Annotated in this window: 25 protein-coding genes and 1 pseudogene; 12 read left to right on the forward strand and 14 right to left on the reverse strand. The window is 43.5% G+C overall.

All coding sequences use genetic code 11. The features are described from left to right. The first annotated feature begins 15 nt into the window (after positions 1-15). A complete protein-coding gene (locus AC0J5Y_RS11445) occupies positions 16-255 on the forward strand; it encodes a hypothetical protein (protein WP_475130795.1) in 240 nt (79 codons plus the stop codon). Between the two features lie 167 nt (positions 256-422). Here the strand turns inward: AC0J5Y_RS11445 and ypfJ are convergent, their stop codons facing one another. Then, entirely contained in the window at positions 423-1,307 is an 885-nt protein-coding gene (gene ypfJ / locus AC0J5Y_RS11450; RefSeq protein ID WP_475130796.1) for a KPN_02809 family neutral zinc metallopeptidase, read from the reverse strand. Positions 1,308-1,848: 541 nt separating this feature from the next. Here ypfJ and AC0J5Y_RS11455 point away from each other — a divergent pair. Continuing rightward, positions 1,849-2,205, forward strand: a complete 357-nt coding sequence (locus tag AC0J5Y_RS11455) for a hypothetical protein (protein WP_475130797.1) — start codon at positions 1,849-1,851, stop codon at positions 2,203-2,205. A 152-nt stretch (positions 2,206-2,357) separates the two neighbouring features. Here the strand turns inward: AC0J5Y_RS11455 and AC0J5Y_RS11460 are convergent. From AC0J5Y_RS11460 to rpmI, 7 genes and pseudogenes are all read right to left on the reverse strand, one after another. Further along, positions 2,358-2,741: pseudogene (locus AC0J5Y_RS11460) on the reverse strand (transposase family protein); the annotation flags it as partial. An 8-nt stretch (positions 2,742-2,749) separates the two neighbouring features. After that, entirely contained in the window at positions 2,750-3,190 is a 441-nt protein-coding gene (locus tag AC0J5Y_RS11465; RefSeq protein ID WP_475130068.1) for a transposase family protein, read from the reverse strand. Positions 3,191-3,299: 109 nt separating this feature from the next. Next, on the reverse strand, positions 3,300-3,599 hold the full coding sequence (locus AC0J5Y_RS11470) for an integration host factor subunit alpha (protein WP_011514605.1): 300 nt from the start codon (positions 3,597-3,599) through the stop codon (positions 3,300-3,302). 248 nt (positions 3,600-3,847) lie between these two features. Then, positions 3,848-6,265, reverse strand: a complete 2,418-nt coding sequence (pheT, locus tag AC0J5Y_RS11475) for a phenylalanine--tRNA ligase subunit beta (RefSeq protein ID WP_475130799.1) — start codon at positions 6,263-6,265, stop codon at positions 3,848-3,850. 68 nt (positions 6,266-6,333) lie between these two features. Beyond that, positions 6,334-7,389, reverse strand: coding sequence for a phenylalanine--tRNA ligase subunit alpha (gene pheS, locus AC0J5Y_RS11480; protein ID WP_475132164.1), 1,056 nt, complete (start codon positions 7,387-7,389; stop codon positions 6,334-6,336). A gap of 341 nt (positions 7,390-7,730) precedes the next feature. Next, positions 7,731-8,087, reverse strand: coding sequence for a 50S ribosomal protein L20 (gene rplT, locus AC0J5Y_RS11485; RefSeq protein ID WP_011281252.1), 357 nt, complete (start codon positions 8,085-8,087; stop codon positions 7,731-7,733). Positions 8,088-8,237: 150 nt separating this feature from the next. Continuing rightward, a complete protein-coding gene (gene rpmI / locus AC0J5Y_RS11490; protein WP_011514608.1) occupies positions 8,238-8,435 on the reverse strand; it encodes a 50S ribosomal protein L35 in 198 nt (65 codons plus the stop codon). 669 nt (positions 8,436-9,104) lie between these two features. On the opposite strand from rpmI, the gene hisIE reads away from it, so the two are divergent. The 6 genes from hisIE (at position 9,105) to AC0J5Y_RS11520 (ending at position 14,797) form a co-directional block, all read left to right on the forward strand. After that, positions 9,105-9,953: a bifunctional phosphoribosyl-AMP cyclohydrolase/phosphoribosyl-ATP diphosphatase HisIE gene (gene hisIE, locus AC0J5Y_RS11495; RefSeq protein ID WP_475130801.1), complete on the forward strand. Its 849-nt coding sequence runs from the start codon at positions 9,105-9,107 to the stop codon at positions 9,951-9,953. Positions 9,954-10,142: 189 nt separating this feature from the next. After that, complete coding sequence (gene tatA / locus AC0J5Y_RS11500; protein WP_475130803.1) at positions 10,143-10,385, forward strand: Sec-independent protein translocase subunit TatA; 243 nt, start codon at positions 10,143-10,145, stop codon at positions 10,383-10,385. Between the two features lie 26 nt (positions 10,386-10,411). After that, positions 10,412-11,077, forward strand: a complete 666-nt coding sequence (tatB, locus tag AC0J5Y_RS11505) for a Sec-independent protein translocase protein TatB (protein ID WP_475130805.1) — start codon at positions 10,412-10,414, stop codon at positions 11,075-11,077. Further along, entirely contained in the window at positions 11,077-11,961 is an 885-nt protein-coding gene (gene tatC / locus AC0J5Y_RS11510; RefSeq protein WP_475130807.1) for a twin-arginine translocase subunit TatC, read from the forward strand. Before tatB ends, tatC begins: the two co-directional genes overlap by 1 nt. Positions 11,962-12,181: 220 nt before the next feature. Then, entirely contained in the window at positions 12,182-13,681 is a 1,500-nt protein-coding gene (locus AC0J5Y_RS11515; protein ID WP_475130809.1) for a UvrD-helicase domain-containing protein, read from the forward strand. An 81-nt stretch (positions 13,682-13,762) separates the two neighbouring features. After that, positions 13,763-14,797: a tRNA dihydrouridine synthase gene (locus AC0J5Y_RS11520; protein ID WP_475130811.1), complete on the forward strand. Its 1,035-nt coding sequence runs from the start codon at positions 13,763-13,765 to the stop codon at positions 14,795-14,797. 49 nt (positions 14,798-14,846) lie between these two features. Here AC0J5Y_RS11520 and AC0J5Y_RS11525 read toward each other — a convergent pair whose 3' ends face one another. Together AC0J5Y_RS11525 and AC0J5Y_RS11530 are read right to left on the reverse strand one after the other, a co-directional pair. Beyond that, positions 14,847-15,272, reverse strand: coding sequence for an MAPEG family protein (locus tag AC0J5Y_RS11525; RefSeq protein ID WP_475130812.1), 426 nt, complete (start codon positions 15,270-15,272; stop codon positions 14,847-14,849). A 14-nt stretch (positions 15,273-15,286) separates the two neighbouring features. Next, a complete protein-coding gene (locus tag AC0J5Y_RS11530; RefSeq protein ID WP_475130814.1) occupies positions 15,287-15,700 on the reverse strand; it encodes an OsmC family protein in 414 nt (137 codons plus the stop codon). A 489-nt stretch (positions 15,701-16,189) separates the two neighbouring features. On the opposite strand from AC0J5Y_RS11530, the gene AC0J5Y_RS11535 reads away from it, so the two are divergent. Further along, a complete protein-coding gene (locus tag AC0J5Y_RS11535; RefSeq protein ID WP_011514617.1) occupies positions 16,190-16,711 on the forward strand; it encodes an RNA pyrophosphohydrolase in 522 nt (173 codons plus the stop codon). Between the two features lie 99 nt (positions 16,712-16,810). Here AC0J5Y_RS11535 and AC0J5Y_RS11540 read toward each other — a convergent pair whose 3' ends face one another. Continuing rightward, positions 16,811-17,635 (reverse strand): NRDE family protein, encoded by an 825-nt coding sequence (locus AC0J5Y_RS11540; protein WP_475130815.1) that lies wholly within the window; start codon positions 17,633-17,635, stop codon positions 16,811-16,813. A 38-nt stretch (positions 17,636-17,673) separates the two neighbouring features. Further along, positions 17,674-19,356, reverse strand: coding sequence for a DUF4139 domain-containing protein (locus AC0J5Y_RS11545; RefSeq protein WP_475130816.1), 1,683 nt, complete (start codon positions 19,354-19,356; stop codon positions 17,674-17,676). Positions 19,357-19,513: 157 nt separating this feature from the next. On the opposite strand from AC0J5Y_RS11545, the gene lgt reads away from it, so the two are divergent. From lgt to AC0J5Y_RS11560, 3 genes are all read left to right on the forward strand, one after another. Next, positions 19,514-20,398: a prolipoprotein diacylglyceryl transferase gene (gene lgt / locus AC0J5Y_RS11550; protein ID WP_475130817.1), complete on the forward strand. Its 885-nt coding sequence runs from the start codon at positions 19,514-19,516 to the stop codon at positions 20,396-20,398. A 70-nt stretch (positions 20,399-20,468) separates the two neighbouring features. Then, on the forward strand, positions 20,469-21,341 hold the full coding sequence (locus AC0J5Y_RS11555) for a thymidylate synthase (RefSeq protein WP_475130818.1): 873 nt from the start codon (positions 20,469-20,471) through the stop codon (positions 21,339-21,341). A gap of 67 nt (positions 21,342-21,408) precedes the next feature. After that, positions 21,409-21,981: a dihydrofolate reductase gene (locus AC0J5Y_RS11560; protein WP_475130819.1), complete on the forward strand. Its 573-nt coding sequence runs from the start codon at positions 21,409-21,411 to the stop codon at positions 21,979-21,981. 117 nt (positions 21,982-22,098) lie between these two features. Here the strand turns inward: AC0J5Y_RS11560 and uvrC are convergent, their stop codons facing one another. Together uvrC and AC0J5Y_RS11570 are read right to left on the reverse strand one after the other, a co-directional pair. Continuing rightward, positions 22,099-23,943 (reverse strand): excinuclease ABC subunit UvrC, encoded by a 1,845-nt coding sequence (gene uvrC, locus AC0J5Y_RS11565; protein WP_475130820.1) that lies wholly within the window; start codon positions 23,941-23,943, stop codon positions 22,099-22,101. Positions 23,944-24,091: 148 nt separating this feature from the next. Next, entirely contained in the window at positions 24,092-25,612 is a 1,521-nt protein-coding gene (locus tag AC0J5Y_RS11570; RefSeq protein ID WP_475130821.1) for a DUF3360 family protein, read from the reverse strand. Positions 25,613-25,720: the final 108 nt, after the last annotated feature.

Here is a 25,720-nt window from a genome sequence, read left to right on the forward strand (position 1 = left end):
TTAATAGGTGATATTATGAAACTTGCTAAAACTCTCGTAATGACGGTTCTAACTAGCTCTGCTCTTATTCTGGGTGGCTGTGCTACTAACGGGTATAACACTGGTCTAAGTAATACAGCTAAAGCTGCCACTGCTGGCGCTGCTGCTGGTGCACTGATTAAAAGTAAAGGCGATAGCAAAGATATCGCTCGTGGTGCAATTGCTGGTGCTGCTATTGGCGGCGCGGGTGGTTATATCTATGATCAAACCAGATAATCAGTTTTAAACCGCTCTTTGGCACATATATTTTATGAAAGATATTACCTAGTCAACCAGCTGACAAAAAAAGCCTGCAATCAATTGCAGGCTTTTTTCTATCTAACGATTATTATATTAGCTACTGATCATACCAATCAATATAACTGGTTTTATAATGGTTAGTGCTATAAAGCGCCACTAAACGTATCACAAGTTTGCACATTACCGCTCTCTAGACCACGCGTAAACCACTCTACACGCTGTTGGCTAGTACCATGAGTAAAGTTATCAGGTACTACCGCCCTGCCTCCTGCACGCGCTAAGCGATCATCACCAATCTGACCAGCAGCATTGATAGCTTCATCAATATCACCTGCTTCTAAAAACTGTACGCGCTCTTGATTGCGCTGCGCCCAAACACCAGCAAAGCAATCAGCTTGTAGCTCTTGCAGTACAGACAATTTATTTGCTTGTGCTCGGGTCACTTGACGGCTGGCTTCATTTACCTGCTGAGTAATACCAAGCAAAGTCTGTACATGGTGACCTACTTCATGGGATATCACATAGGCTTGGGCAAAATCGCCCGCTTTGTTCTGATTGTCACTATCCCCTGAGTTTTGGATATCACCAGAGATACCAAGTTTTTGACGCATCTCTACGAAAAACGACGTATCTAAATAGACTGTTTGATCACCTGGGCAATAAAAAGGACCTGTCGCTGAGCTGGCACTACCACAGGCAGAACTGACTTGCCCATTAAACAAAATCAGTGACGGCTCTTTATAGGTACTACCACCCTCATTGAATATTTGATGCCAAACCTCTTCAGTGTCCGCCAAGACAACTTTGACAAACTGTGTATCCCGATCGTCACTGGTAGCTGGTTGAGTAGAGGTATTACCACCGCCTGCGACCTCTTGACCTGTCTGCAATGCGGTCATGGGATTTACCCCAAACACTAGCCATAAAATACCAGCAATAATGATACCGCCGATACTGCCGCCCATTAGCTTACCGCCACCACTACTAGTGCGCACATTAGTACTGCCACGTCTGCCTTGCCATTTCATAATCCTTCTCCCAAAAAATACGATATCTTATGCCACTCATATCGACTATGATTCATGTTATATAGTTTTTAGCTCAATCCTTTGATGTCATATTTTGATAACCTTTGCTAATTTCATCTGCTACAAACTACAAACTGCTTTAAAACACTTAGCGCTTTTTTATATCTACAGCCAGTTATTATGACCATCATTTAGCATTACTTACGTATCCACTCTCTTCTTTATTATGCTGTCATAAAGGGCGCAAACAGATACAAAGCACCAAACATAAGAAATCTATCTGCAATAAGCAGATGTCGTTGATTATACGTCGGTTAATTTGACGTTTTGTATGGATAATTATGTAAGATAAGTAAAATAAAACCCTATTTACAATTTTATTGTAACTTAATTGTACAACCTCTTTCTATACAGAAAGAAATCATATAGAATGCGTGGAAGCTGAGTAGCTGTGACTAAGACTAGTTGAATATCTGAGATATCTCGGATGTTTAACCTTTTTTGCTGCTACTGCTCATTTAATTATCCCGGAGAAAACCTTATGAACTTAAAATTACTTGCTCTAGCTGGTATCATGACTGCAACTATGGGCTTAACTGCCTGTGATAGCAACAAAGAAAACGCTGCTGAAGATTTATCTGACGCTCAAGAAGAAGTAACTGATGCTTCTGAGCAATTAGACGAAGCTGCTGCTGAAGGCGAAGTTGTTCCTGCTGAAGCTGAAGTTGCTGTTGACGCCGCTGCAGCTGACATCGCTGATGCACAACTTGCTACTGCTACTGACGAAATCGATGCTGAAGTACCTGTAGACGGTACTACTACTAGCGTTGACGTAGCTAGCGAAACTCCAGCTGTAGACGCAGCTGACGAAGTTGTAGTTGAGCAACCAGCTCAGTAATTTTTATTTTTATAAATAAAAATACTGTACTAAAAAAAAGAGAGCCTATGCTCTCTTTTTTTATGCCTGCAATTTTTATTTTATATAACTGAGACAATGTCGCATAAAAAATGATGGCCATAACAGTCAATCTAATAGACCTCTTGCGAAAGTCATAGGTTAAGCTCGGAATTAACGATACCAGCAAACAGCTTCATTCTAAGATCATAGCGCTGACGACGGTTGCGATATTTATGAGCCACGATTTTGAACAATTTGATTAAGCCTATTTTGTGCTCAACCATAATACGGAACTTTGCCAGATAATGATTCGCCTGTTTGCATATCTCTAATAACTGACCACCACGAGGTTTTTTAAATGGCGTGAAGGTTTGGTTATGTAGTTTTGCTATACCTTGATAACCACTATCTGCTAGATAGTTAGTATTTTCAGGTAACCAGTCAGGACAAGTATCTTTATAGAGCTTAAAATCGTGGATTGACCCTTTGCAGGTTTGCACATCAAGTATCAAGCCTGTTTGCCAATGAACGATAACCTGCGCTTTTAATGTGTGCTGTTTTTTCTTACCGCTGTAGTAGTCGCTTTGGTTTTTTTTGGACGCTCAATTGGGGTTTCGGTCGCATCAACGATGACTACCCGCCAATTGATATCGTCATCGACGCGACATGGCAGCTTTTTGGGCAGTTCAAACTTGCCTGAATCAACCAGTACGTCTTCTACTTTACGAATAATGCGGCTGGCAGAAGACTCATGAATACCAAAGTCCATACTGATGTGGTATAGCGTTCGGTATTCACGCCAATAAGTAAGGGCCAGTAATATTTGTTCCTCAAGACTAAGCGCACTGGGTCTGCCTGATTTGGTCTTAGATAATTCATGCTCTTGCATAGCATCCAGCATTTCATGAAAGGTGGCTTTATGGATGCCAGTATAGCGTTTAAAACCAGCGTCACTTTGTTTGAGTAGCTTATCTATGTTTGGCATGGTTCCTAGCCAGTTATGAATGTATTAGTTATTTTAATTCCCTCTGCTACTTTTGCAAGAGGTCTAATAGACAACTGTAAACCATCATTTTTAATCCTACTCACTACTATTATTGGTCAAATAGACGCTCATCGACCTGTTGACGAAATTTTTGTCCTGTTTTAAAGGTCACAACGCGGCGCGCTGATACCGCGACGGGCTCCCCGGTCTTAGGGTTGCGTCCTGGGCGACTATTTTTGTCTTTAAGCTCAAAGTTGCCAAAGCCTGAAAGCTTGACTTCTTTGCCATCAATCAAACTCTCTGACAATTCGTCAAAAAAATTCTCTACCAAACAGCGACCTTCTTGGCGCGTTAGGTTTAGATGATTCATCAAATGCTCAATCATGTCAGATTTGGTTAAGGTGCTCACAGTACGACTCCTATGCTATGTCGTGATGTCGAATATCATGGTTTAGCGGCATGAGAATTAGTATTAGCTATTATAAAGGTTTTCGTGCATCTTTTTAATAAAGTCTGCATTAAAATCCTTTATTAATAACCACTTAACTTACTCTATGAATAAAACTCTTCTATCAGTTAATAATTTTTATAAATAGCAAAAATCCATAGCCTCATTTATATTGAGGCTATAGTATATTTGTCTTTTTCGATTAGAGGTTAGCTGTTACGTAGCTGTGCTGAATGCTCAACTGTTAATGCTTGTACCACTTTATCAGTGGCCGTTTTTACAGCGTCATCCGATAAGGTTTGCATTTTATCTTGCCATATCAAGGCAAATGCTAATGAGCGTTGACCTGCTGGCACTTTTTCGCCTTGGTATACATCAAACAACCAAAGATCAGTCAAGAGTGCACCTGATGCCTTACGTATAGTTGACTCTAGGGTTTGAAGGCTGATATCGCTGTCTACTAATATAGCAATATCGCGGCGTACTTGCGGGAACTTACTTGGAGTAGTTATGGCATGCTGTTTATGAGCAAGCGTTAGTAATGGTGCCAATGACAACTGCGCAACCCACGTAGCTGGCAGATCCAACTGTTTAGCGGTATTAGGATGCAATTGCCCCAACCAGCCAACATACTGATCGTCAATATAAAGCTTGGCACTTTGACCTGGATGCAAGAAAACTAGCTCACTACGCTCATAGCGGATACGCGCACTATTCACTTGCGCAGGTAATAACTGCTCGATATCATGCTTAAGATCATAAAAGTCTAACACACGGTTTTGATATGCTTGCTCGTCCCAAACATCTCCGACTGCTACCAATGCAATACTTGGCGTTTGTACTAACTCGCTAATACTTTGACCAACAAAGCTAAGCCCAGTTTCAAAGAAACGCACACGCGGCTGCTGACGATTTACATTATATTGCACACAAGGCAATAAGCTTGACAGCAAAGTACGGCGCATCACGGCTAAGTCACTAGAGATAGGATTGGCCAATGCCAACACTTCGCCCAATGCTTCATCATCGAGCAAGGCTTCTATTTTTGCGTCACTAAAGCTAAAGCTGATCGCTTCCATATAGCCATTATCGACCAGTGTCAGCTTCATGTCATGTGTCAGGTCTGCGGTATCGTCATAAGCCATGCTGACTTGCAAGTGCGGCAAGACGCTTGGAATATTGTCATAGCCATAGATACGCGCAATTTCTTCGATTAGATCCTCGCGGATACTCATATCAAAGCGATACGATGGCGGCGTACAAATTAGGCTATCTGCTTGCTGCTCTACCTCAAAGCCTAATTGGGTCAAGATACGTACCATGACTGCTGGCTCAATCTCAATACCAATGACATCACGAACTTTAGTGGTTGGCAACATAATAGGCGCACGTGTCGGTAGATGCTCGCTGTTTTCCACTTTTACTATTTGCCCAGCTTGAGAGCCCGTGACACTGGTAATCAAATCAGTAGCACGCGCCAGTGCTAACGCTGGTAATTCAAAATCCACCCCACGCTCAAAGCGTTGTGAGGCATCAGTATGCAGACCAAAACGGCGTGCGCGTGCAGCGATAGCCAATGGATTAAAGAATGCACTCTCTAACAAAATATTAGTCGTGCTATCAGTAACACTACTGCGTTGACCGCCCATGATACCCGCGAGTGCAAGTGCGCCTTTATCATCAGCAATGACCAATTCATCACCCGTTAAGATAATGGTTTGCTCATTCAATAAAGTAATGGTTTCTTCAGGCTGTGCCAAACGCACAACGATATCGCCCTCGATAGTATCAGCGTCAAACGCATGTAGCGGCTGACCCAACTCCAGCAATACATAGTTGGTCACATCAACCAAAAAGTTGTGCGAGCGCAGTCCTGACTGAACCAGCGCATCTTGTATCCACTTTGGCGTATCGAGAGTACGATCGATATTACTTATCGACTGTAAAAGGTAGCGTGGACAAGCTTCTACAGCACTGACTGTTACAGCTGGCATCACTTCGTTTTGAGTGAAATTGATATTATCAGGGATATTTGGCATTTGTAACGGCAAATCGTTAATGACGGATATCTCACGCGCAATACCACGTACGCTAAAGCAATCACCACGGTTTGGCGTAATAGAGATATCCAATATTTGATTGTCTAAGCCTAGATATTCACGAATATCGATACCGATTGGCGCATCAGCTGGCAATTCGAGCAAACCATCAATGTCATCGACTAAATCAATCTCAGACGCACCGCAAAGCATGCCGTTAGAGTCGATACCACGTAGGTTACCGTTTTTAATTTCAAAACCCGCTTTACCATTACTGATATCATCGCTGGGCAAAACGGCACCAACGGTGGCAACAGGCACTTTCATACCAACAGTCACATTGGGCGCGCCACAAACGATTTGTAACCGCTCAGCTGCACCAATATTGACCTGTGTGACGCGTAGCTTATCAGCATCTGGATGCTGCTCGACGCTGATGACTTCACCGACGACCACACCACTAAAGGCACGAGCGACTGCAAAGCGATCATCAATCTCAAGTCCTGCCATCGTGAGTTGGTCTGCCAACTGTTCACTGTTATTGTTGGGATTCACCCATTGACGTAGCCATTGTTCGCTAATTTTCATAAGTATCTCGGATCAGAATTTTATAATAAATATTTTAGAATAAAGGGTGACGTATTATTAACGAAAATCTAGCCAAACTGCTTTAAAAAGCGCACGTCATTTTGGAAAAACAGGCGCAAATCATCGATACCATAATAGAGCATCGCAAAGCGCTCAATACCCATACCAAAGGCAAAGCCGGTGTACTTTTCGGCATCAATACCGCAATTGGTCAGTACTTGTGGATGTACCATACCGCAGCCCATGACTTCAAGCCATTTACCATTATCGTCTAGGATATCGACTTCAGCAGAAGGCTCGGTAAATGGGAAGAATGAAGGGCGGAAACGAACGGTCAGCTCTTTGGCAAAAAACGCTTCTAAGAACTCACTAATCAGACCTTTGAGCTCAGCAAAAGTGCTCGACTCAGTAACCATAAGCCCTTCTAGCTGATGGAACATCGGTGAGTGGGTTTGATCCGAGTCATTGCGATAAACGCGACCGGGGCAAATAATACGAATCGGTGGCTGATTTTTTTCCATGGTACGAATCTGTACCGGACTGGTATGGGTACGCAGCAAGTAATGGGCATCAAAATAGAAGGTATCGTGCATGGCTCGTGCTGGGTGGTGTGAAGGGATATTAAGCGCTTCAAAGTTATAATAGTCGCTCTCAACTTCAGGACCTGTTGCGACATTGAAACCTGCTTGCACAAAATACTGCTGCATACGCTGAGTAATCATCGTTACCGGATGCAAATGACCTTTTTGACCACCGCGAGCAGGCAATGTGATATCAATACTTTCGCTTGCAAGCTTAGCATTTAGTGCAGCCACTTCTAGCTGCTGCTGCTGCTCTGTCAATGCATCTTGAATACGGCTACGGACTTCATGTAACCAGCCACCGTAGGTTTTTTTATCGTCGCTGCTGAGTTTACCCATCTGCTTTGACCAGCCAGTTAATGGGCTTTTTTTACCGGTCAGCTGCACACGCAAATCTTGCAACGCACGCACATCGGTTACTTGTAGAACCAAGGCTTCAGCGGCACTGGCCAACTCATTTAGCTGAGCTTCATTAAGCTCGCTTAGCTCTGTGGACAAGGTCGGTAGCGCCGACAAATCGGTGGTAGCAGCAGGGGTAGTCATAAGACGCATTTTTCCTGATTTAAACGGACTATTAATAATAGCGATAGGTAATTGTAGGGATTTGACCAAATATTGCAAACCATTTACCCATTCATGTGACGATAATTTCAATGATATGAATGGCTTGAATATTTAGACAATGAGCAGCGCAACAGTGACAAAGACTGGTTGCATTTTAACGATGATAAAACGGGTCATAAAATAATGTAATATAAAAAAAGCCACCGACCAGCGGTAGCTTTTATTAATATCGACCTATTAATCAATATTATTCCTATCCATGTAGATAACCACTTATCAGTAATGACTTGAAAGCAGCCTACCTAAAGGAAGGTTAATATTTATGCTAGTTCCGCTTTAGCTTTTTCGACCAACGCTGTGAAAGTCGCTGCATCATGCATAGCGATGTCAGCAAGTACGCGACGATCGATTGCAATGTTAGCTTTTTTCATGCCATTGATAAAGCGGCTATAGCTTAAGCCGTTTAAGCGTGCACCAGCATTGATACGTGCAATCCAAAGACGACGGAAAGTACGTTTTTTATTGCGACGGTCACGATAAGCATATTGACCAGCTTTGGTCACTGCCTGTACCGCTACGCGGTAAACACGTGAACGGGCACCGTAGTAGCCTTTTGCACGCTTTAAGATTTTTTTGTGACGACGATTCGCCTGTACACCACGTTTTACACGGGCCATAAATTACTCCAAGATATTTTTAATCATTATTAAACGAATCACGATGTCATCGGATAATAGACATCGTTATCAAATTGCAAAGTCATATACTTTTAATTCAGTCGCTATTAATTAAAAAGCGCTTAATCAACGATAAATGACGATAGCCTATTAAATGTATGGGCACATACGACGAACTGCTGCTTCGTCAGACTTGTGCACCAACTTAAGACCACGCAACTGGCGAATACGCTTAGGTGATTTCTTGGTCAAAATATGGCTTTTGAATGCTTGCTTACGCTTAAAGCCGTTCGCTGTTTTTTTGAAGCGTTTAGCTGCACCGCTTCTGGTTTTCATCTTATTTTTCATGATGATTTGCCTCTTTTTCTGTTTTAGAACCTGGTCGTCAAATAGTCAATAATGATTGGTGGCTGTAAAAACAGGCACCAAACCTCTATTTGCCTCGAGGTGGGAGGCGACATTTTAACAGATCGTGTGCTGTTTTGCCAAGGAAAGTTTTAACGCTGTTTAACGTATGTTGTTCTTTCTAATCACAAATACCTTGCTGCTTATTTTCATCTTCCAAAACTTGATTATTAGACACTTAAAATACACGCTTAGAAGCAAAAACTGAGCAGCCACAAGCGATAGCTATAGTCAGGGAAAAGCAATATCGATACATAACGTACTGCTGATATTAATTTTTCTTGCTTGCTGTGCCTACGCAGACAGAGGCTGCAAAAAATTTATACCAGCAGTACCGTAGCGTTTTTAAGGTATTTTAACTATAGCTGAAAAAAACTAGGCGAATTAAAAACACTTTTAATTTGCAATTCTTGCTGTATCAAAATTTAGCTCAAGTATAATTGTGCTGTATTTACTGCTTTAACATATTGAATGTCAGCTTAAGCTGTGTTTAAGTAGAGACTGCATGTTGATAAAGCGCTCGCATGAATGACAGATAGACTGAATAACTATTATTTAGCGAATACTTAGCGACTTTTTACTATTTTCTACCTATAAGATGGCAACAAGATTATGACTTCACCTGCTTGGCTGGCTGCCGTAAATTTTAATGCTGATGGTTTGATTCCTGCAATTGCACAAGACTATGTGTCAGGGCGTATTTTGATGATGGCTTGGATGAATGCCGAATCCCTACAATTAACCGCACAAACGCAGACGGCAGTGTACTTTTCGCGTTCGCGGGGCAAGTTATGGCATAAGGGCGAATCCTCTGGGCATACCCAGTGCGTGCATGATATTCGTCTAGATTGCGACGCCGATGTGATTGTCCTTAGCGTCACTCAAGCTGGTGGTATTGCTTGTCATACTGGCCGTGAGTCTTGTTTTTATCAGCGTTTGGATTTGTCAGGGCAAACGCCTGAGTGGCAAACGGTTGATAAAGTGTTAAAGGATCCTGCTGATATTTATCATTCAAATACAGCAACACAAGCCAATCCTGATATCAACGAAGCACCATCTCATAATATAGTCGATTCAGATAGCAATCAGAATGACCATAGCCACATCACTTCCTCCATTTTGCAACAGCTTGACGGTGTATTGGCTGAGCGCAAACAAGCGGATGCCGATAGCTCATATGTAGCAAGCTTATACGCCAAGGGTTTGAATAAAATATTAGAAAAAGTCGGTGAAGAAAGTACAGAGAGTATCATCGCTGCCAAAGACTTTGCCAATTGCAATGAAAATACGGATAAAGCCCAATATGACGAAGCGCGTCATGAGCTCATCTATGAAGTGGCGGATGTCTGGTTTCATACATTGGTTGGTTTAGCATGGTTCGACATAGAGTCGGATGCGGTATTATATGAACTGGGTCGACGCTTTGGTCTATCAGGTATTGATGAAAAAGCCGCTCGATAGCGTTTTATCAGATTAGCCATTACCCTGTTTGATTATTGTTGCTTTCACCTTTTTGTCATAACAGCAGGTTATAATATAGTGACGTGCTACTTCGCATAAGCTGTCGATAGCTTTTGTGTACGATCACAATATTCTATACATTCAACGTATTCCTATAAAGACTGAAAATTAAGACATAAGGATAGCATTATGGGCAGTTTTTCCATTACGCATTGGCTGATTTTATTGGTGGTGGTGGTTGTCGTATTTGGCACTTCCAAACTGAGAAATGCTGGTAAAGATTTGGGCGGCGCGGTCAAAGGTTTTAAAGAAGCCGTCAAAGATGAAAATACTGAACATGCCAAAAAGCAAGTGGTGCTCGACCATGATGGCAACGCACACACTAAAGATCGCCCAACAACCGCTAAGGTTGATGACACGCATAATGTATAGCATTTAGACAGTGACATTGAAACATTATGTTTGATATTGGGTTTTCTGAATTATTGCTTTTTGGCGTCATTGCCTTAATCGTCTTGGGACCAGAAAAGCTGCCCCAAGCGGCGCGTACCGCTGGGCAATGGTATGCCAAAGTTCGCCGTACAGTTTCTACTTTGCAATCTGAAATAGAAGCGGAGCTTGACTTAGCTGAGACGCGCCAGCAAATGCAAAAAGAGCTGGCCAAAATTCGTCAAACTGAAGCAGAAATGCGCCGTGAAATGGCAGAGATACGTGGCAGTATGCAAGAGTTTGAGCATTCGAAAAATCAACACTTACAAGCCAAGCATACCACTCTCACCGATGATAAATATGGTGAGAGTGATATTAAGAATGAAGATAAAGGTCAGGATAAAAAATTACAAAATCATGAGCCGTTATCAACACAAGCTACCAAACAGAGTACTGAGCAAGTCGTTGAAGGCAATGTAGCAAACGCTTCTCGTAATGGTAGCAGTCAAACCGCTCAACCCCTCACCACCCGACCATGGGAAAACATGTGGTTTCGTCTTGGTGCGTATGACAAAGCCCGTCGTTTGCCGCAACCGCCTTACTTACCAAACTATAAAGCCGATATCTTACTAAACAGCCATCTAGACAGTCCTTTACCTAAACAGGCATCTGTTAGTGCGCAGGAGAGTAATTAGTGGGCTTATTCAAACGTAAAAAAAGCCGTCAAGAAAAAGTCGCGGATTCAGATATCGAGACCTCAACCGCTACCATTGATGGTAATGTCGACAGCAATACTGAGGATTCTGGCGATATGTTAAGCTCACTTGGCGATATGCCGATTACCGAGCATCTCATTGAGCTGCGTCGGCATCTGATTAAGATATGCGTTGCCGTACTGGTGATATTTTTAGTATTGGCTGGCTTTTCCCGCGAGCTCTATGACTTTTTGTCGGATCCATTGGTTGCCCAGTTGCCCGCCAACTCAACGATGATCGCGACCGATATCACCTCCAACTTTATGGCACCAATACGCCTGACTATCTTTGTCGCTGCATTCTTTGCAATGCCCTACATTTTGTATCAAATCTGGTCGTTTGTCGCACCCGGTTTATATAAAAAAGAGAAAAAAGTCGCTATCCCCGTGCTACTGTCTTCTATATTATTGTTTTATACAGGCGTGGCTTTTGCTTATTTTATTGTACTCAAAGGCGTGCTTAAGTTTTTTATCATGTTTGCGCCGCAGAACGTCCTACCGATGACAGATATCGACAGTTATCTAAGTTTTGCCCTTAAATTATTTATGGTATTTGGGTTAACGTTTGAGATTCCAGTCGTCACCTTGCTATTGATATTGACTGGCATTGTCTCCATTCAGAGCTTAGAAGATAAGCGCCGTTATATTATCGTCGGCTGTTTTGCCGTTGCTGCGGTCGTTACACCGCCTGATGGGGTGTCGATGTTGATGCTCGCCATCCCGATGTGGCTGCTATTTGAGTTGGGATTGTTTTTGGCAAAAATCTTAATCAAAGAAGATCGCAGCCTTGATGCAGCAGATGATATAGCATTGAAGAAAGAATAGCGCTACTTATCAGACACTTATTGCCAAAACACTCAATGCGCTAATCTGTTAATATAGCTGGCTTTATTCCCTACTAACTTTTTTATCATGTTATGTGCGACTGCAAGTATTTTGCAATCAACATCAATATCAACATTACGACCAGTCAGCCATTGTCTATGCAGTGGCTTTTTTTAACCCCGTTATTTTTGCCCCATTCTAGTTTTTAGGTAGCTTTATTATGTCCGCATCTATGCCAGCTTATATGAGCGATCCCACTGACGAGCAGCTCAGCGCCCTCAATATGGCGATGGATCACAAGTCTTTTAAAGTGGTGGCCTATGCTGGTGCTGGTAAAACAACGACCTTAAAACTGATTGGTGAGCGTTTGCGTGGACGTGGTTTGTACTTAGCTTTTAATAAAGCCATTGCCAATGATGCGCGCGCCAAATTCCCACCCCATGTCGAGTGCCGTACTTTTCACTCACTCGCCTACCGTCATGTTGCCCGTGATATCACTGCTAAGCTATCGTTACCGCGTTTTTCACCCAAACGTTTGGGTGATGATTTGGGTTTACAACCTGTACAAGTGCGTCGGCAGATTGATGGGATTAATAAATATATTACCCTCACGCCAGCCCGATTATCGCGCTTTGTCAGTGATGCTATCAGCAATTTTTGTAGTACGCACGCCAGCTATCCTGCGCCGAGGCACATACTGTTTCCAAGCTGGCTTGATGAATCGGATGCCGAGCAATTGCGTGAGATGCTCTACCCTGCCGTTGAGCAGCGCTGGCTACAGTCGATTGATGCGCGCCATCCGGCTGGTATCGGGCATGATATTTATCTAAAACTTTGGGCATTATCAAAACCTAGTATCCCAGCTGACTTTATCTTATTTGATGAAGCGCAAGATGCCGACCCATTGATGATGGGGATTTTGACCCAGCAATCGAGGCAAGTGATTTATGTGGGCGACGCCCATCAGCAGATTTATGAATGGCGCGGTGCCGTTAATGCGATGAAAAAACTGCCATTGCCACAAACCTTATTGACCCAGTCGTTTCGTTTCGGTGAACCGATTGCTGAAATTGCCAATACCTTACTCAAAGCCTTGCAAGAAGACGTACCCTTAAAAGGCAATCCTAATAAACAATCTTCTACTGATAAAGGCATGGTACACAGTAAAAAAGATGCCATTCTTTGCCGTACCAATGCCGCTGCTATGACTCAGCTATTGACGGGTTTAAAGCTTGGCCATAGAGTTGCGCTACAAGCCGATACCGATCGCATGCTAAAATTCTGTCAGGCTGCTGAAAACTTAAAGAACGGCAAATCAGCTTATGGCGTGCCTGAGCTGGCGTATTTTTATAATTGGGGTGATGTACAAGAGTACGCTGAGACCAATGAAGGCAGCGATCTCAAGACACTGGTCAAGCTGGTCGATGACCATGGTACCAATGTACTCAGTCAAGCGGTGAATAGCCTGACCAGTATCGAGAATGCCGATTATGTTATCTCTACCGCCCATAAAGCCAAAGGGCTGGAATGGGGGAAAGTGCAGCTCGATGACGACTTTTATTATGACATCACTACCAACGCAGTCAAAATCAGCCCAGAAGAACTGCGCTTGCTTTATGTCGCCTGCACACGTGCTCAAAGCAACTTAGACATTCATAATATCAAAGACTTGATATCAGGGTTACAGACGGGGAAAAAAGTGATTTTTGGTAATACTTAGTTTTCTTTTTTATCTCATACTTCATAGTCTCACACTTCATAGTCTTTACCGACCTCAATTTACAGTAATAGCTTACCAACCATGAATAACACTTCCTCTTTATCGCAAGCAATGCAAGAACGCCAACACACCATCCAGCGATTGTTTGCCAATCCTGTCCGCCTTCTTGCACCAATGGAGGGCTTAACTGATCCATTAATGCGGCAAATCCTAACGCAGATTGCAACAGATTTAGGTCATCCCTATGATTGGTCAGTTAGCGAGTTTATTCGCGTGACCCAGCATGTCTTGCCCGCGCATGTATTCTACAAGTATGTCCCCGAGCTGCATCATGATGCCAAAACTGCCTCTGGCACACCGATTCATATTCAGTTGCTTGGCAGTGAAGCGCAGCTGATGGCAGACAATGCTGCTTATGCGTGTGAGCTTGGTGCGCCAGCCATTGATATCAATTTTGGTTGTCCTGCTAAGACGGTTAATAGTCATCGCGGCGGCTCGGTATTACTGGATGAACCCGAAACCATGTATCAAATTATCAGCGCGGTACGTCAGGCGGTTCCTGAGCATATCCCAGTATCCGCAAAAATCCGCTTGGGCTACACCGACACCAGCAAGATGGATGACATTCGCGGCGCGATTGCTGCGAGCGGCGCGGATTGGCTGACCATTCATGCACGCACCAAAACCCAAGGCTATAAGCCGCCTGCTTACTGGGACAAGATTCAAAGTTTTAATGCGCTTAGCATTCCAGTCATTGCCAATGGTGAAATATGGAATGCAGAGCACGCACAAAATTGTATGGTACAAGCAGGTACGCAGCATTTGATGTTGGGTCGTGGCGCGGTCACCCGTCCCGATTTGATTGCGCAGGTTGATAGAGAACTTAGTCAGACTTTAAATAATGAAAAAACATTGCTATGGCAAGACCTGATTGCGCATCAAATTAAATTTCTGCAAGGCACGGCAAAAAGCGATATTGTATTGGTCGGTCGTTATAAACAATGGTTAGCGATGCTCACCAAAGGCTATAGCGAGGCGAAGATATTATGGGACAGTATTAAAAGAGAGAAAAATAAAGCAGCTATCATTAGTGCACTACAGATGAGTGCACAATAACGTTAGCTGCTTTTATCTTATAAGCATTAGTTTTTTCAATCAGCTGCTACTATACACTGACGCGAATAGCTAAATAAAATAGCATCAAACAGCAAGCAATCGATAGCACCCAAAGGATAGAGCGGAACATCGCCAAATTAGTGATGTAAGCGACGCAAAAACCGATACGAATCAGCACGTATAGCCAAGCCAATGTATTCACAATCATCTGTGGCACAAAAAACAGCATCGCTGCCAAGACTGCAGCTAAGAATACCGGTAAAGTCTCATAGCTATTCTGCTGCGCGGCATTAGCACGTGCAGCAGCGCCCGTCGTACCCTGTAAAAAATCTCGTGGATGGGCATTGTCAGCCAAATTAAAGCCGCCGAGCATTTTTGCAGTTAATGCCATTGTTAATGGCAGCAAACTGGCTACCACCATTGCCCAAATGGCTGACGATGCGGTATCAGAGACCAACCCTAAGAATAAATTCATCAATATACTCGCCTTTATCCTGCGATAACTTCAAAGTCATGCGTCACATTGACCCCGCCTTGTACCAACATACGACTGGCTGAGCAGTACTTTTCTGCGGATAATTTTATGGCCTTTTCTACTTGGCTTTCTTTGACATCCTGACCGGTCACGACAAAATGCATGTGAATGTCGGTATAAACAGCCGGTACGGTTTCGGCACGTTGAGCTGTCAGCTCACAACGTACGTCAGTCACATTTTGACGCGATTTCTGCAAAATCGCCACCACATCGTAGCTGGCACAACCACCAAGCCCCAATAGAATCAGCTCCATTGGACTGGCGCCTTTTTCTTTATCAGCATCGATTTGTACATTATGCCCTGATGGCGATACACCCATAAAGGCTTTGTTCTCTTGCCATGTAACGCTTGCTTTAGATTCTGACATTCTAAATAATCCTTGTTTTATTTAATAATAGGTTCTTATTTGTTCGATATTATTGGTTCAATATATAATAATGGCTTTATCGATTTAATACTTTATCGTTGATTAAGATAAGCAAAATATGACTAGTGTAGCATAAGCTAAAACTCGCATTGATGAATCAAAGACTCGTATTATTACTTATATTATTAAGTAAGCACTTATAACGATAAGACACTAGAGCAAAAAATTTAACAACAAAATAACTTAGATAAAAAATATACAAAAGTCTGCTTAAATATATTTATATAACTTCTTGATGTTAAATCATTAAAGCCGTGAAACATTTTATAGCAAAATATTGTTACACATTTCGCTCTTTTCTTGGTTTAATGATGGTAATAAATCTTATTTTGCCAAAGTATCGATAGCAATCACCTTATAATAATTATGATTGCTGTCACTGTGCCTTGTTGAAATAAGCTATTTTTAAACATTTTAAAAGGTTACGTCATGATAGATGCAGACGGCTTTCGCGCCAATGTCGGCATCATCTTGGCAAATACACAAGGGCAAGTTCTGTGGGCAAAACGTATTGGTCACAATGCTTGGCAGTTCCCTCAAGGCGGTATCGACCGTGGAGAGACGCCGATGGATGCGATGTATCGCGAGCTCTGGGAAGAGGTCGGTCTACATCCGCGTCATGTTGATTTGCTAGCGGTTACGCAAGATTGGTTGCGTTATCGTCTGCCAAAACGCTATGTACGTCATGGGCAGTACCCTTTATGTATTGGGCAAAAACAGAAATGGTTTTTGCTACGCTTAGATGAGCCAAATACCCAACACATCCGCTTTGATGAGGGAAAACCAGAGTTTGATAACTGGCAATGGGTCAGCTACTGGTATCCACTTGGACAAGTGATTCACTTTAAACGCAGCGTATATCGTCGTGCCTTGCAAGAATTGGTGCCCGAGCTACCGCTTCAACAAGGGCTTATTATTCCGGAACAAAACAACCATTTGTTGGTGGAATAAACTCACTAATTTTTAATGCAATTAGCACAACAACAAATACCGTTAGTGATATTTAATGTCACTAACGGTATTTTTTTCTCACTGGATTTTTGTTAATAGCTAATGAGTACATTCGCGGCTGACGATTTCAGCTTGAATGCCTAAGTCTTTAATAGAGTTTCGCCGTAACGTTAAAATACTTTGTGTCCTTGTACCGTAGCTTGGCACAGCATTATTGACGACCTCCTTACTAGCAATGCCAGTAAGATTGGCGCTTTCAATATAAATCGAAGACAGCGCTTGTTCTATTTTGATATCGATACCAGTATTTGGTAACTCTTCTTCTGGTGCTTGAGTATTATCGGACAATACCTTAAAAGCAGCCTCTTCCCAATATTCAGGAGTACTGTCCTCAGCTATGAGCGTTAGCGCTTCTTGACGTAAACGACCACGCAAACGCTCTGTCTTAAACCAACCCTCTTCTGGCTGACCATTAGAAAATACGTGCAAGCCTGCATATAAGGGTGTCGGTGCATGACCACGATTATTAACGATAACCGCTTGTCTGCTATCGCCGATAATCAGATTAAACCCAGCATATTCTTGTAGACTGATTTTCCGTGCAAAATCCATCGGGTTTAAGCAACTGGTCAAAAAATCAGCGACCAATTCACCACGTGAGCGCTCATCGTTACTTGCCTGTACACCATCGCGAAAGTTCAATACTGCCGCCCAGCGACCATTTTGCTTATAAAAGTTAGCATGCGGCTCTTGGTGAATTCCTAACCATGTACCGCCACTTTGCGCGTCACGCCCTGCAAAAATAGGCTTATCTTCCCATTGATGTAGTGGCTCTGTCGGACGCTGTAGAAACTCATCGCGATTGGACAATAACACCAAAGGCAGCTCATCAAATAACTGCCAAGCAACAGCGACAATACACATAGTTTTCCTTGATATCATTTATATAAAATTATTAGCACTTAGTTGGTGTTTAATTTTTTATCTGCAGGATAGCTAATCTGATAAGTAGATTGCAGCACCTGAGATTGTTTACTTGGTAAATCAAATTCCCACGCTACCATGCCTTTATTATCGTTCCAATCTTTTGTACCAATCGCTGGTGTATGCGTTGCGCTCACCTTAATGCTGTCATCGCTACTCACAGGTTCTGCGCCTAACACTTGCATGCGCACACTACGATTGTGCTGATTAGTAAACTGATACGCTTGGGTAATGGTTTTAGTTTGTTGACGATTAAACACCCCTTTATCACCTTTTTTATCTTCATCAGTCAGCTGTTTCACAAGCAAACTCGGATCAATACCAAAACCAATGCCCTGCTCTTTTAGACTCTGATAATCATAGTGTGATTGACCAACATAGTTATCATCGCGGTACAGTTGCAACGAGCCATCCGCCCAAGCTGGCGTCAAAAACGGCGCAGATGCATACCAATAAGCGGCGGTCTCGACACTCGGTGTACTCCGTAGCCATAACTTACTGGTGCCAGACTGCTCATCAATAACAGTGCGTACGTGCCTGCCATCACTAGGAATACTGACGCGCTGCGGTAAGCGATACTCGGTAATACCATTTTTATTTTGACTGCTCACCGTAAAGCTCGGCAGCGGCGCCATATTTTCTGCACCGCCATAACTGTCGCTGGCAGACACAACCACCACTGAAGCTGTGTCCCTTTCCATCATCGGCTGTGCAAACCTAGTCATTTTAGCTTGCTGCTCTTCATATAAAGATAAGCGCTCAACTCTTGGTAGCTGGCTGGTCGTCGTTTGATTGGGATTAACGGTACTTAAAATAATAGGTACGTTGTTCCAATTCTCGCCCGTTTGTTGGGCGATGATGGCAGACGCGGTGATATTGAGTTGTTTATTATCGGTATTTAAACGCGCTTGATAAGTCGGCTCCCAACTGGCACCGCGTACTCGATAATGTAATTTCACACTACTGGCAGAACGGCTAGCGGTACGTACACTGACTTGGGTGACATTACTTTGTACCGAAGAAGTACTGCCAGCGACCAGCTGATTTAAGTCGTCTTTAGCACGAGCTTCTCGTTTTTGTAGCTCTACTATTTTTTTGTTAATACTGGCGGCTTGCGTTTCTAAGTCGCGTGCATTATTAGCAAGGGTGCCAGCAGTAGTGATTTGCGTGACTTTAGTAAGGTTTTGCAAATAAGCTTTGGTCAGGCGTGCCGCTTCCAGTTCAGCACTGATATCCGCAAGATTATTCTGCTGAGTCTGTACATTCGCTGCCCCTTGATACTGGCACTGCGCTGCCTGCTCACCACTCACAGTTTGAATACTGACCTCACCGATATTAACATTGCCCAGTGCTTGCACACTAATACTGTCGGGTTCGATCGCAGGCGAAAGACAGGAAAAAACCAGTGTCTGCTCACCTATACCACTGATGGGTAATGCACGAGTGACACTGGCTAAGCCTTGATAAATGGTAATTTGTTCGATACTACTGGTTGCTGCTTGCGCCGTCACTGGCACAAAAAAACCGAAGCCTGATGCGACTACTGTACATAATAAGGATAATGATAGTCTGTTTCTCTTAAGGTTTGTCGTTGGCACATCCACTACAGTGGTTAACTGTTTATCGTGCAAAAATGATCGTGATGATACGGTAGCAGACATGATAATTCCTTAGAAGTTGACGCGCTTTTTTTCATCTTATCGTTTTTTTTAGCGCTTTGCTATTCATTCAATAAACCATACCTTTATCATAGTGTTCGCAAGGGATGAATTTTGCTATTATAGACAGCATTTAATTACCAATAATGATGATGCCCTTATGATAATTCATCCTCAGTACAATCCTGTAGCGCTGTCCTTGGGTCCAGTAGAAGTACACTGGTATGGCTTGATGTATTTGTTAGCATTTGCTGCAGCTTTTGGTCTGGCTTGGTATCGCAGCAGTAAACGTGACAATTGGACCACCGACATGGTGTCTGATTTGGTATTTTATGGTGCGCTTGGTGTGATTTTAGGCGGTCGTATCGGCTATGTGCTGTTTTATCAGTTTGGCGAGCTACTACAAAACCCTGCTTATTTATTAAAAGTTTGGGAAGGCGGTATGTCTTTCCACGGCGGTTTTATCGGTGTCATGGTAGGCATGTGGTTCTTTGCTCGTAAATATAAGAAAGCGCCCTTCCAAGTATTCGATTTTATCGTGCCTTGTGTACCAACCGGCTTACTATTTGGTCGCATTGGTAACTATATTAATGGTGAGTTATGGGGACGCGTATCAGACGGTGGCTATAACTGGCTGACCTACTTTCCGCAAGCCGCTGCCTTTGATATGGAGCAATTACAGAGTAATCCACAATTGCAAGAGTTAATGATTGAGGTCAATGGTCAGTATGTGCTGCCGCGTCACCCATCACAGCTATACGAAGCTTTTGCCGAAGGTCTGCTGCTATTTATTTTCTTATGGTGGTATTCATCAAAGCCGCGTCCACGTATGGCTGCCTCTGCTGTGTTCTTACTAGGTTATGGTATCAGCCGATTTATCATCGAATTCTTCCGCCAACCAGACGTTGATCAAGGATTTATCCTATTAGGTTGGATGACCAAGGGCCAGCTATTAAGCGCACCGATGATTATTGCCGGCTTGATTATGCTGATTTATGCTTATAAGCGTGGTATTTATGATTGGGGTAAGCAAGCAGCTTATTAAACTGTACGTTTATCGAACACCTGTTAAGCATGATTTTGATGAGACACTTTAAAGCGCAAAGAGTAATTTTATGACCATGAACAGCTCTATAGTTAAAAACGAGCAAGCCTATTTAGACCTGCTACGCCTTGTCCTTAACGAAGGCACTGAAAAAGGCGACCGCACTGGAACCGGTACGCTTAGCCATTTTGGCGCGCAGCTACGTTTTAATTTAGCCGATGGTTTTCCACTATTAACCACCAAAAAAGTTCATCTTAAATCCATCACTTATGAGCTCCTATGGTTTTTAAGTGGCAGTACCCACGTTGATTATCTGCAACAAAACGGCGTACGCATTTGGAATGAATGGGCAACTAGCGAGCAAACCGCGCGCTTTAATCGTCCTGCAGGCGACTTAGGTCCTGTTTATGGTCATCAGTGGCGTAATTATGGCGCGAGCAAAAGTGTAGATGGGCAATATAAATCCGATGGTATCGATCAGATCGCACAGGTGGTTGAGCAAATAAAAACCAATCCTAACTCGCGGCGCTTGATTGTCTCTGGCTGGAATCCGGGTGAAGCGGAGCAAGTTGCCTTGCCGCCTTGTCATACGCTATTTCAGTTTTTTGTCGCAGACAATAAACTCTCCTGCCAGCTCTATCAGCGCTCAGCGGATTTATTCCTAGGCGTACCTTTCAATATCGCAAGCTATGCCATGCTTACTCATATGGTGGCGCAAGTATGCGGACTAGAAGTCGGTGAGTTTATTTGGACTGGTGGCGATTGCCATATTTATCAAAACCACCGTGAGCAAGTGGAGCTGCAGCTGACGCGCTCGCTTTATACGCTGCCAACGTTGACGCTTAACCCTAATGTGACAGATATCTTTGATTTTAAGTATGAAGATATCAGCGTCGATGGCTATGAGTCGCACCCAGCGATTAAAGCGCAAGTGGCGGTATAGCGGCTGTCTATTCAGCTATTTATTCAACTTCTCTAAACCATATTTTAACATTAGCAAAGGATAATTTATGAGCTATGCCAACACCGAAGTTGCCCAAATCGCTGCTATCAGTAGCAATCGCTGTATTGGTAAAGACAATGAGCTGCCGTGGCATATCTCAGCCGATTTGCAGCATTTTAAAAGTATGACAACCAAACCAAATGACGGAGCGATACAAGGTATCGTGATTATGGGTCGTAAGACATTTGAGTCAATGGGCAGCAAGCCGTTACCTAAACGTGTGAGCTTTATTATCAGTAGCCAGATAGATTATGCTGAGCAAAAGGGTTTGGTAGGTAGTGAAAAAGCTTATGTAATGCATAATTTAGACGATGCCTTAACCCAAGCAGCCAGTCTAGCACATGGTGCGCATCTTGATACGATCTGGGTGATTGGCGGCGAGCGCGTGTTTAGCGATGCCTTGATGTATACCGATCGTATCGAGCTGACTCACGTCGATACTGAGATTACAAATGGCGATGCCTTTTATCCTAAATTGCCAAGCGAGTTCGTAGTCGCGGAAGAATCTGAGCAAATGCATGATGAAAAAAGCGCGTTAGATTTTAGATTTGTGACTTATAAAATAAAAAGCGCTGAATAATAGTAAAATTTTAAACAAAACGTAAAAAGAGGCTATCCTAAATAACTCTAGGACAGCCTCTTTTTTCATGTTCAAATTTTATGAACATAAACCTAAATTTGACGAACATTACCTAGACTACTCATGCAGCACTTTATAAACGGTTTTTGCTAATACCGGACCAATTCCCTGCACGCCTGCCAGCTCTTGCTGCGAGGCACCAAGCAATTGCTGCATGCCGCCAAAGTGATTGAGCAAATCGCGGCGGCGCTTTTCACCCAGTCCCGGAATCACCTCTAACACCGACGATGAACGACGCTTATCGCGCTTCTTACGATGCGCTGTAATTGCAAAGCGATGCGCCTCATCACGAATGTGCATCAATAAATGCAGCGCTTTACTATCCATAGGCAAATCAAGTGGCTCATGGTCAATAAAGTGCAACACTTCCAAGCCAGCCTTTCGCCCTTCCCCTTTTGCCACACTGATAAGCAAAGTATCACCCAGGATACCCAACTCAGTCAGCACTTCTTTAGCGATACCGAGCTGCCCTTTACCACCATCGATAAGCAATAAATCCGGCAATGGCTGCTTCTTATAACGCCGTGTCAACACCTGCTTCATCGCTGCATAGTCATCACCGCCAACAATGTCATGAATAGCATACTGACGATAATCACGACGACGCGAGCCACCTTGGTCGAACACCACACAGCTACCAATCGTCGCCTCGCCCATCGTATGCGAGATATCAAAACACTCGATACGGTCAATGGTACGATCCGTGACTTCAGTCAAAACATCTTTTAACGCCCCAAAGCGTGCATGCAATTCTAAATAATCGCCCAGCTTGGTTTTTAGTGCATTATTAGTATTAAGTTTTGCTAAGTCTAACCATTCAGCACGGTGCTCACGTACGCTGGTTTTGATAACGACCTTACTACCAAAGTGTGTTGCCAACGCCTCACTCACTGCTAGTTGATCCGGTAATTCATGACTCAGCATGATTTCAGCTGGCAAGTCATCTGTCACCTGAAAATAAAATGAGGTGATAAACGCTGATAAATTGTCTGCAAGAGGCTCACTGCTATCCACATCAGGGAAGTAGTTCTTACCGCCAAGCACGCGCCCACCACGGACAGTCAATACGTTGACACAGGTCATGCCTGCTTGACTGGCAATCGCAATCACATCCGCCTCACCCTGCACGGTATAAACGGCTTGCTTCGCTTGTACTTCACGCAGCATAGACAGCTGATCGCGATAAAAAACTGCCTTTTCAAAGTCTAGCTCTTCAGCAGAAGCTTCCATTTTTTCAATCAAAGCAGTATGGATATCACTAGAGTCGCCTTTTAGGAAACGAATGGTATTGCTGACATCTTCTGCATACTCTTCTGCTGATACCAAGCCCACACAGGGTGCACGGCAACGCTTAATCTGATACTCAAGACACGGACGCTTACGTTGCTTAAAAAAGGTATTGGTACATTGGCGCATTTGAAACATTTTTTGCATGAGCACCAGTGTTTCTTTTGCCGCATGCGCGGAAGGAAAAGGACCGAAAAAGCGACCCTTTTGGTGATTGCCTTTACCGCGACCATAAGCCAATCTTGGATAGGGCTTATCTGCTGAAATAAACACATAAAGATAAGATTTATCATCACGCAGTAGCACGTTATAAGGTGGACGATATTCTTTAATCAGATTTTGCTCAAGTAACAGCGCTTCCGTCTCACTGCGGGTAATAATGGTTTCAATATTATGTATCCGTGCCACCAGTGCCCGTGTTTTTGGATGGTCAATGGTTTTCGCAAAGTAGCTGTTCACACGGCTCTTGAGTGATTTGGCTTTACCAACATATAAGATGTCACCATTTTTACCCAGCATTTTATACACTCCCGGCAAGTTTGGCAGGCGCTGGATTAAATGTTTAAGACGGGCTTTCTTGTCATCGACGGGACTCGATTCTGAGACATTGACCATAGAATTTATTGCTCTCAAGATACTGATATACAGATGTTTATGGGGCGATAGCATGGGTTTTACAAGAACCCTTATCAGCTTAGCAATAACCATAAAAAAAGCCAGCATCAAGGCTGGCTTCTTGCAGAAAAACAATCCTACAGTGCGACTAGTGACGGAAATTTGGTAATAGTGCTGGGATACCTGGCAACATACCGACGATTGCCATAACCCCGGTCAGTATCACAAAGGTGATCACAGGAATAATCCAGCGGCTCATTTTGGTCAGACTGGCACTGCGCTCTTTAGAGCCAATTAACCCTAAATTATCAAGCACCAAAGTAATAGACCAACCGAATGCAGGGTTAACTAGTGCGGACGCAAAAACCACAATAGCAGCAGACTGAGTAGTTTTACCCTCACGCGTCATCTCCATCCCAGCTTCAAGTAGCGGTATAAAGACGCCAACGATGAGTGCCACACACATCACTGGCTCCCAGATTGCCAAATCCATCGGATAACCCCAAACACCTGCGATAAGGCAGAATAGTCCTGTCAAAATCGCACCAGCTGGAATGGGACGTTTGGCAATTGCTGCAGGTACGATATAAGTACCCCATGACGACGCAAAGTTCGCCCCACCGAGCACAGAACCTACGACCTGACGAAACGATGCACTGGTCATCGTATCATCAATATCCATCAGTACACGTTCAGTACGTTTGGGATAGCTGATTTTCTGAAAGACCTGATGACCTAAAAAATCTGGCGACCACATAGCAACCGCTAACACCGCAAAAGGTAATACCACGATAAAGCTCTCAACTGTCGGCAATCCTAACATCCAACCGGTATTTTCGCCCCACCAATACATAGGGCTCATATGCGGTAGACCGGGTGCAGTTTTAAAGGCGAAAGGTGCACCCATAGCGAACGCCACGCCACCACCTAACAAACAGCTCAGCGGCACAGCCAGCCAGCGCTTTTGAAAATTTTCTAACACGGCATACAAGATAATCGTCAGCAAAATCACTACAAAAGCAATATATGCCATGCCAATGCCCTCTGCCCATGCAAACAAGTTTTTAACTTGTGATATCGTACCAATAAAGCCCAAGTAGAGCAGCAAACCACCGCACACGCCTTTACTGGTCAAATTTGCTAGCAAACTGCCCCCTTTACTGATTGCCAATAATAATCCAAAGGCACCGATGAGCAGACCAAAGGCCATCGGGTGACCACCAGCTGCGACCACAATAGGTATAAGCGGAATTAAAGGCCCATGAGTACCTGCAAGATTGGCGGTCGGCAGTAGAAAACCTGAGAATAAAATGACAAAAAACGAAACAATCAATAACTCATAACGGACGTTTTCTAAAATAAAAGCATCACTCAAACCGAGTGGCCCGGCAAACGTCGCCGCGATAGCACCCACCATCACGACTTTACCAATAGTCGCAGCCATCGCTGGAATGGTATCTTCGTACTCAAAACGATAGTCACGGAACGGTAAGTTGGCGCGCCAGCGTTTTGGCTGCATGATTTGTAGTTCATGATTGAGGTAGGCATCACGATTTTTAAAACTTGAATAAGGCTTATGTAATTCTACATAACTACTTTGAACATCATTATCAGAAGGGGTTGGCTGCTGCGGATTGGCATCTAAAGGGGGAAGCTGCGTGTTACTCATCACATTTCCTTGTGTCGACCGACGTTTTAGTGACTGCTTATCCACTTACTACTCTTGCGATAAGTGTTAAGCCACTGAAGAAAAAATGCAGTCATTGTATGTCATGAG

The organism is Psychrobacter sp. TS_SC_6, assembly GCF_056156305.1.

Excerpts from the sequence above, each read along its gene's own strand:
- AC0J5Y_RS11445 (WP_475130795.1), top strand. The coding sequence starts at position 16 with ATGAAACTTGCTAAAACTCTCGTAATGACGGTTCTAACTAGCTCTGCT.
- ypfJ (WP_475130796.1), bottom strand. The coding sequence starts at position 1,307 with ATGAAATGGCAAGGCAGACGTGGCAGTACTAATGTGCGCACTAGTAGT.
- AC0J5Y_RS11455 (WP_475130797.1), top strand. The coding sequence starts at position 1,849 with ATGAACTTAAAATTACTTGCTCTAGCTGGTATCATGACTGCAACTATG.
- AC0J5Y_RS11465 (WP_475130068.1), bottom strand. The coding sequence starts at position 3,190 with ATGCCAAACATAGATAAGCTACTCAAACAAAGTGACGCTGGTTTTAAA.
- pheT (WP_475130799.1), bottom strand. The coding sequence starts at position 6,265 with ATGAAAATTAGCGAACAATGGCTACGTCAATGGGTGAATCCCAACAAT.
- pheS (WP_475132164.1), bottom strand. The coding sequence starts at position 7,389 with ATGACTACCCCTGCTGCTACCACCGATTTGTCGGCGCTACCGACCTTG.
- rplT (WP_011281252.1), bottom strand. The coding sequence starts at position 8,087 with ATGGCCCGTGTAAAACGTGGTGTACAGGCGAATCGTCGTCACAAAAAA.
- rpmI (WP_011514608.1), bottom strand. The coding sequence starts at position 8,435 with ATGAAAAATAAGATGAAAACCAGAAGCGGTGCAGCTAAACGCTTCAAA.
- hisIE (WP_475130801.1), top strand. The coding sequence starts at position 9,105 with ATGACTTCACCTGCTTGGCTGGCTGCCGTAAATTTTAATGCTGATGGT.
- tatA (WP_475130803.1), top strand. The coding sequence starts at position 10,143 with ATGGGCAGTTTTTCCATTACGCATTGGCTGATTTTATTGGTGGTGGTG.
- tatB (WP_475130805.1), top strand. The coding sequence starts at position 10,412 with ATGTTTGATATTGGGTTTTCTGAATTATTGCTTTTTGGCGTCATTGCC.
- AC0J5Y_RS11515 (WP_475130809.1), top strand. The coding sequence starts at position 12,182 with ATGTCCGCATCTATGCCAGCTTATATGAGCGATCCCACTGACGAGCAG.
- AC0J5Y_RS11520 (WP_475130811.1), top strand. The coding sequence starts at position 13,763 with ATGAATAACACTTCCTCTTTATCGCAAGCAATGCAAGAACGCCAACAC.
- AC0J5Y_RS11525 (WP_475130812.1), bottom strand. The coding sequence starts at position 15,272 with ATGAATTTATTCTTAGGGTTGGTCTCTGATACCGCATCGTCAGCCATT.
- AC0J5Y_RS11530 (WP_475130814.1), bottom strand. The coding sequence starts at position 15,700 with ATGTCAGAATCTAAAGCAAGCGTTACATGGCAAGAGAACAAAGCCTTT.
- AC0J5Y_RS11535 (WP_011514617.1), top strand. The coding sequence starts at position 16,190 with ATGATAGATGCAGACGGCTTTCGCGCCAATGTCGGCATCATCTTGGCA.
- AC0J5Y_RS11540 (WP_475130815.1), bottom strand. The coding sequence starts at position 17,635 with ATGTGTATTGTCGCTGTTGCTTGGCAGTTATTTGATGAGCTGCCTTTG.
- AC0J5Y_RS11545 (WP_475130816.1), bottom strand. The coding sequence starts at position 19,356 with ATGTCTGCTACCGTATCATCACGATCATTTTTGCACGATAAACAGTTA.
- lgt (WP_475130817.1), top strand. The coding sequence starts at position 19,514 with ATGATAATTCATCCTCAGTACAATCCTGTAGCGCTGTCCTTGGGTCCA.
- AC0J5Y_RS11555 (WP_475130818.1), top strand. The coding sequence starts at position 20,469 with ATGACCATGAACAGCTCTATAGTTAAAAACGAGCAAGCCTATTTAGAC.
- AC0J5Y_RS11560 (WP_475130819.1), top strand. The coding sequence starts at position 21,409 with ATGAGCTATGCCAACACCGAAGTTGCCCAAATCGCTGCTATCAGTAGC.
- uvrC (WP_475130820.1), bottom strand. The coding sequence starts at position 23,943 with ATGGTCAATGTCTCAGAATCGAGTCCCGTCGATGACAAGAAAGCCCGT.
- AC0J5Y_RS11570 (WP_475130821.1), bottom strand. The coding sequence starts at position 25,612 with ATGAGTAACACGCAGCTTCCCCCTTTAGATGCCAATCCGCAGCAGCCA.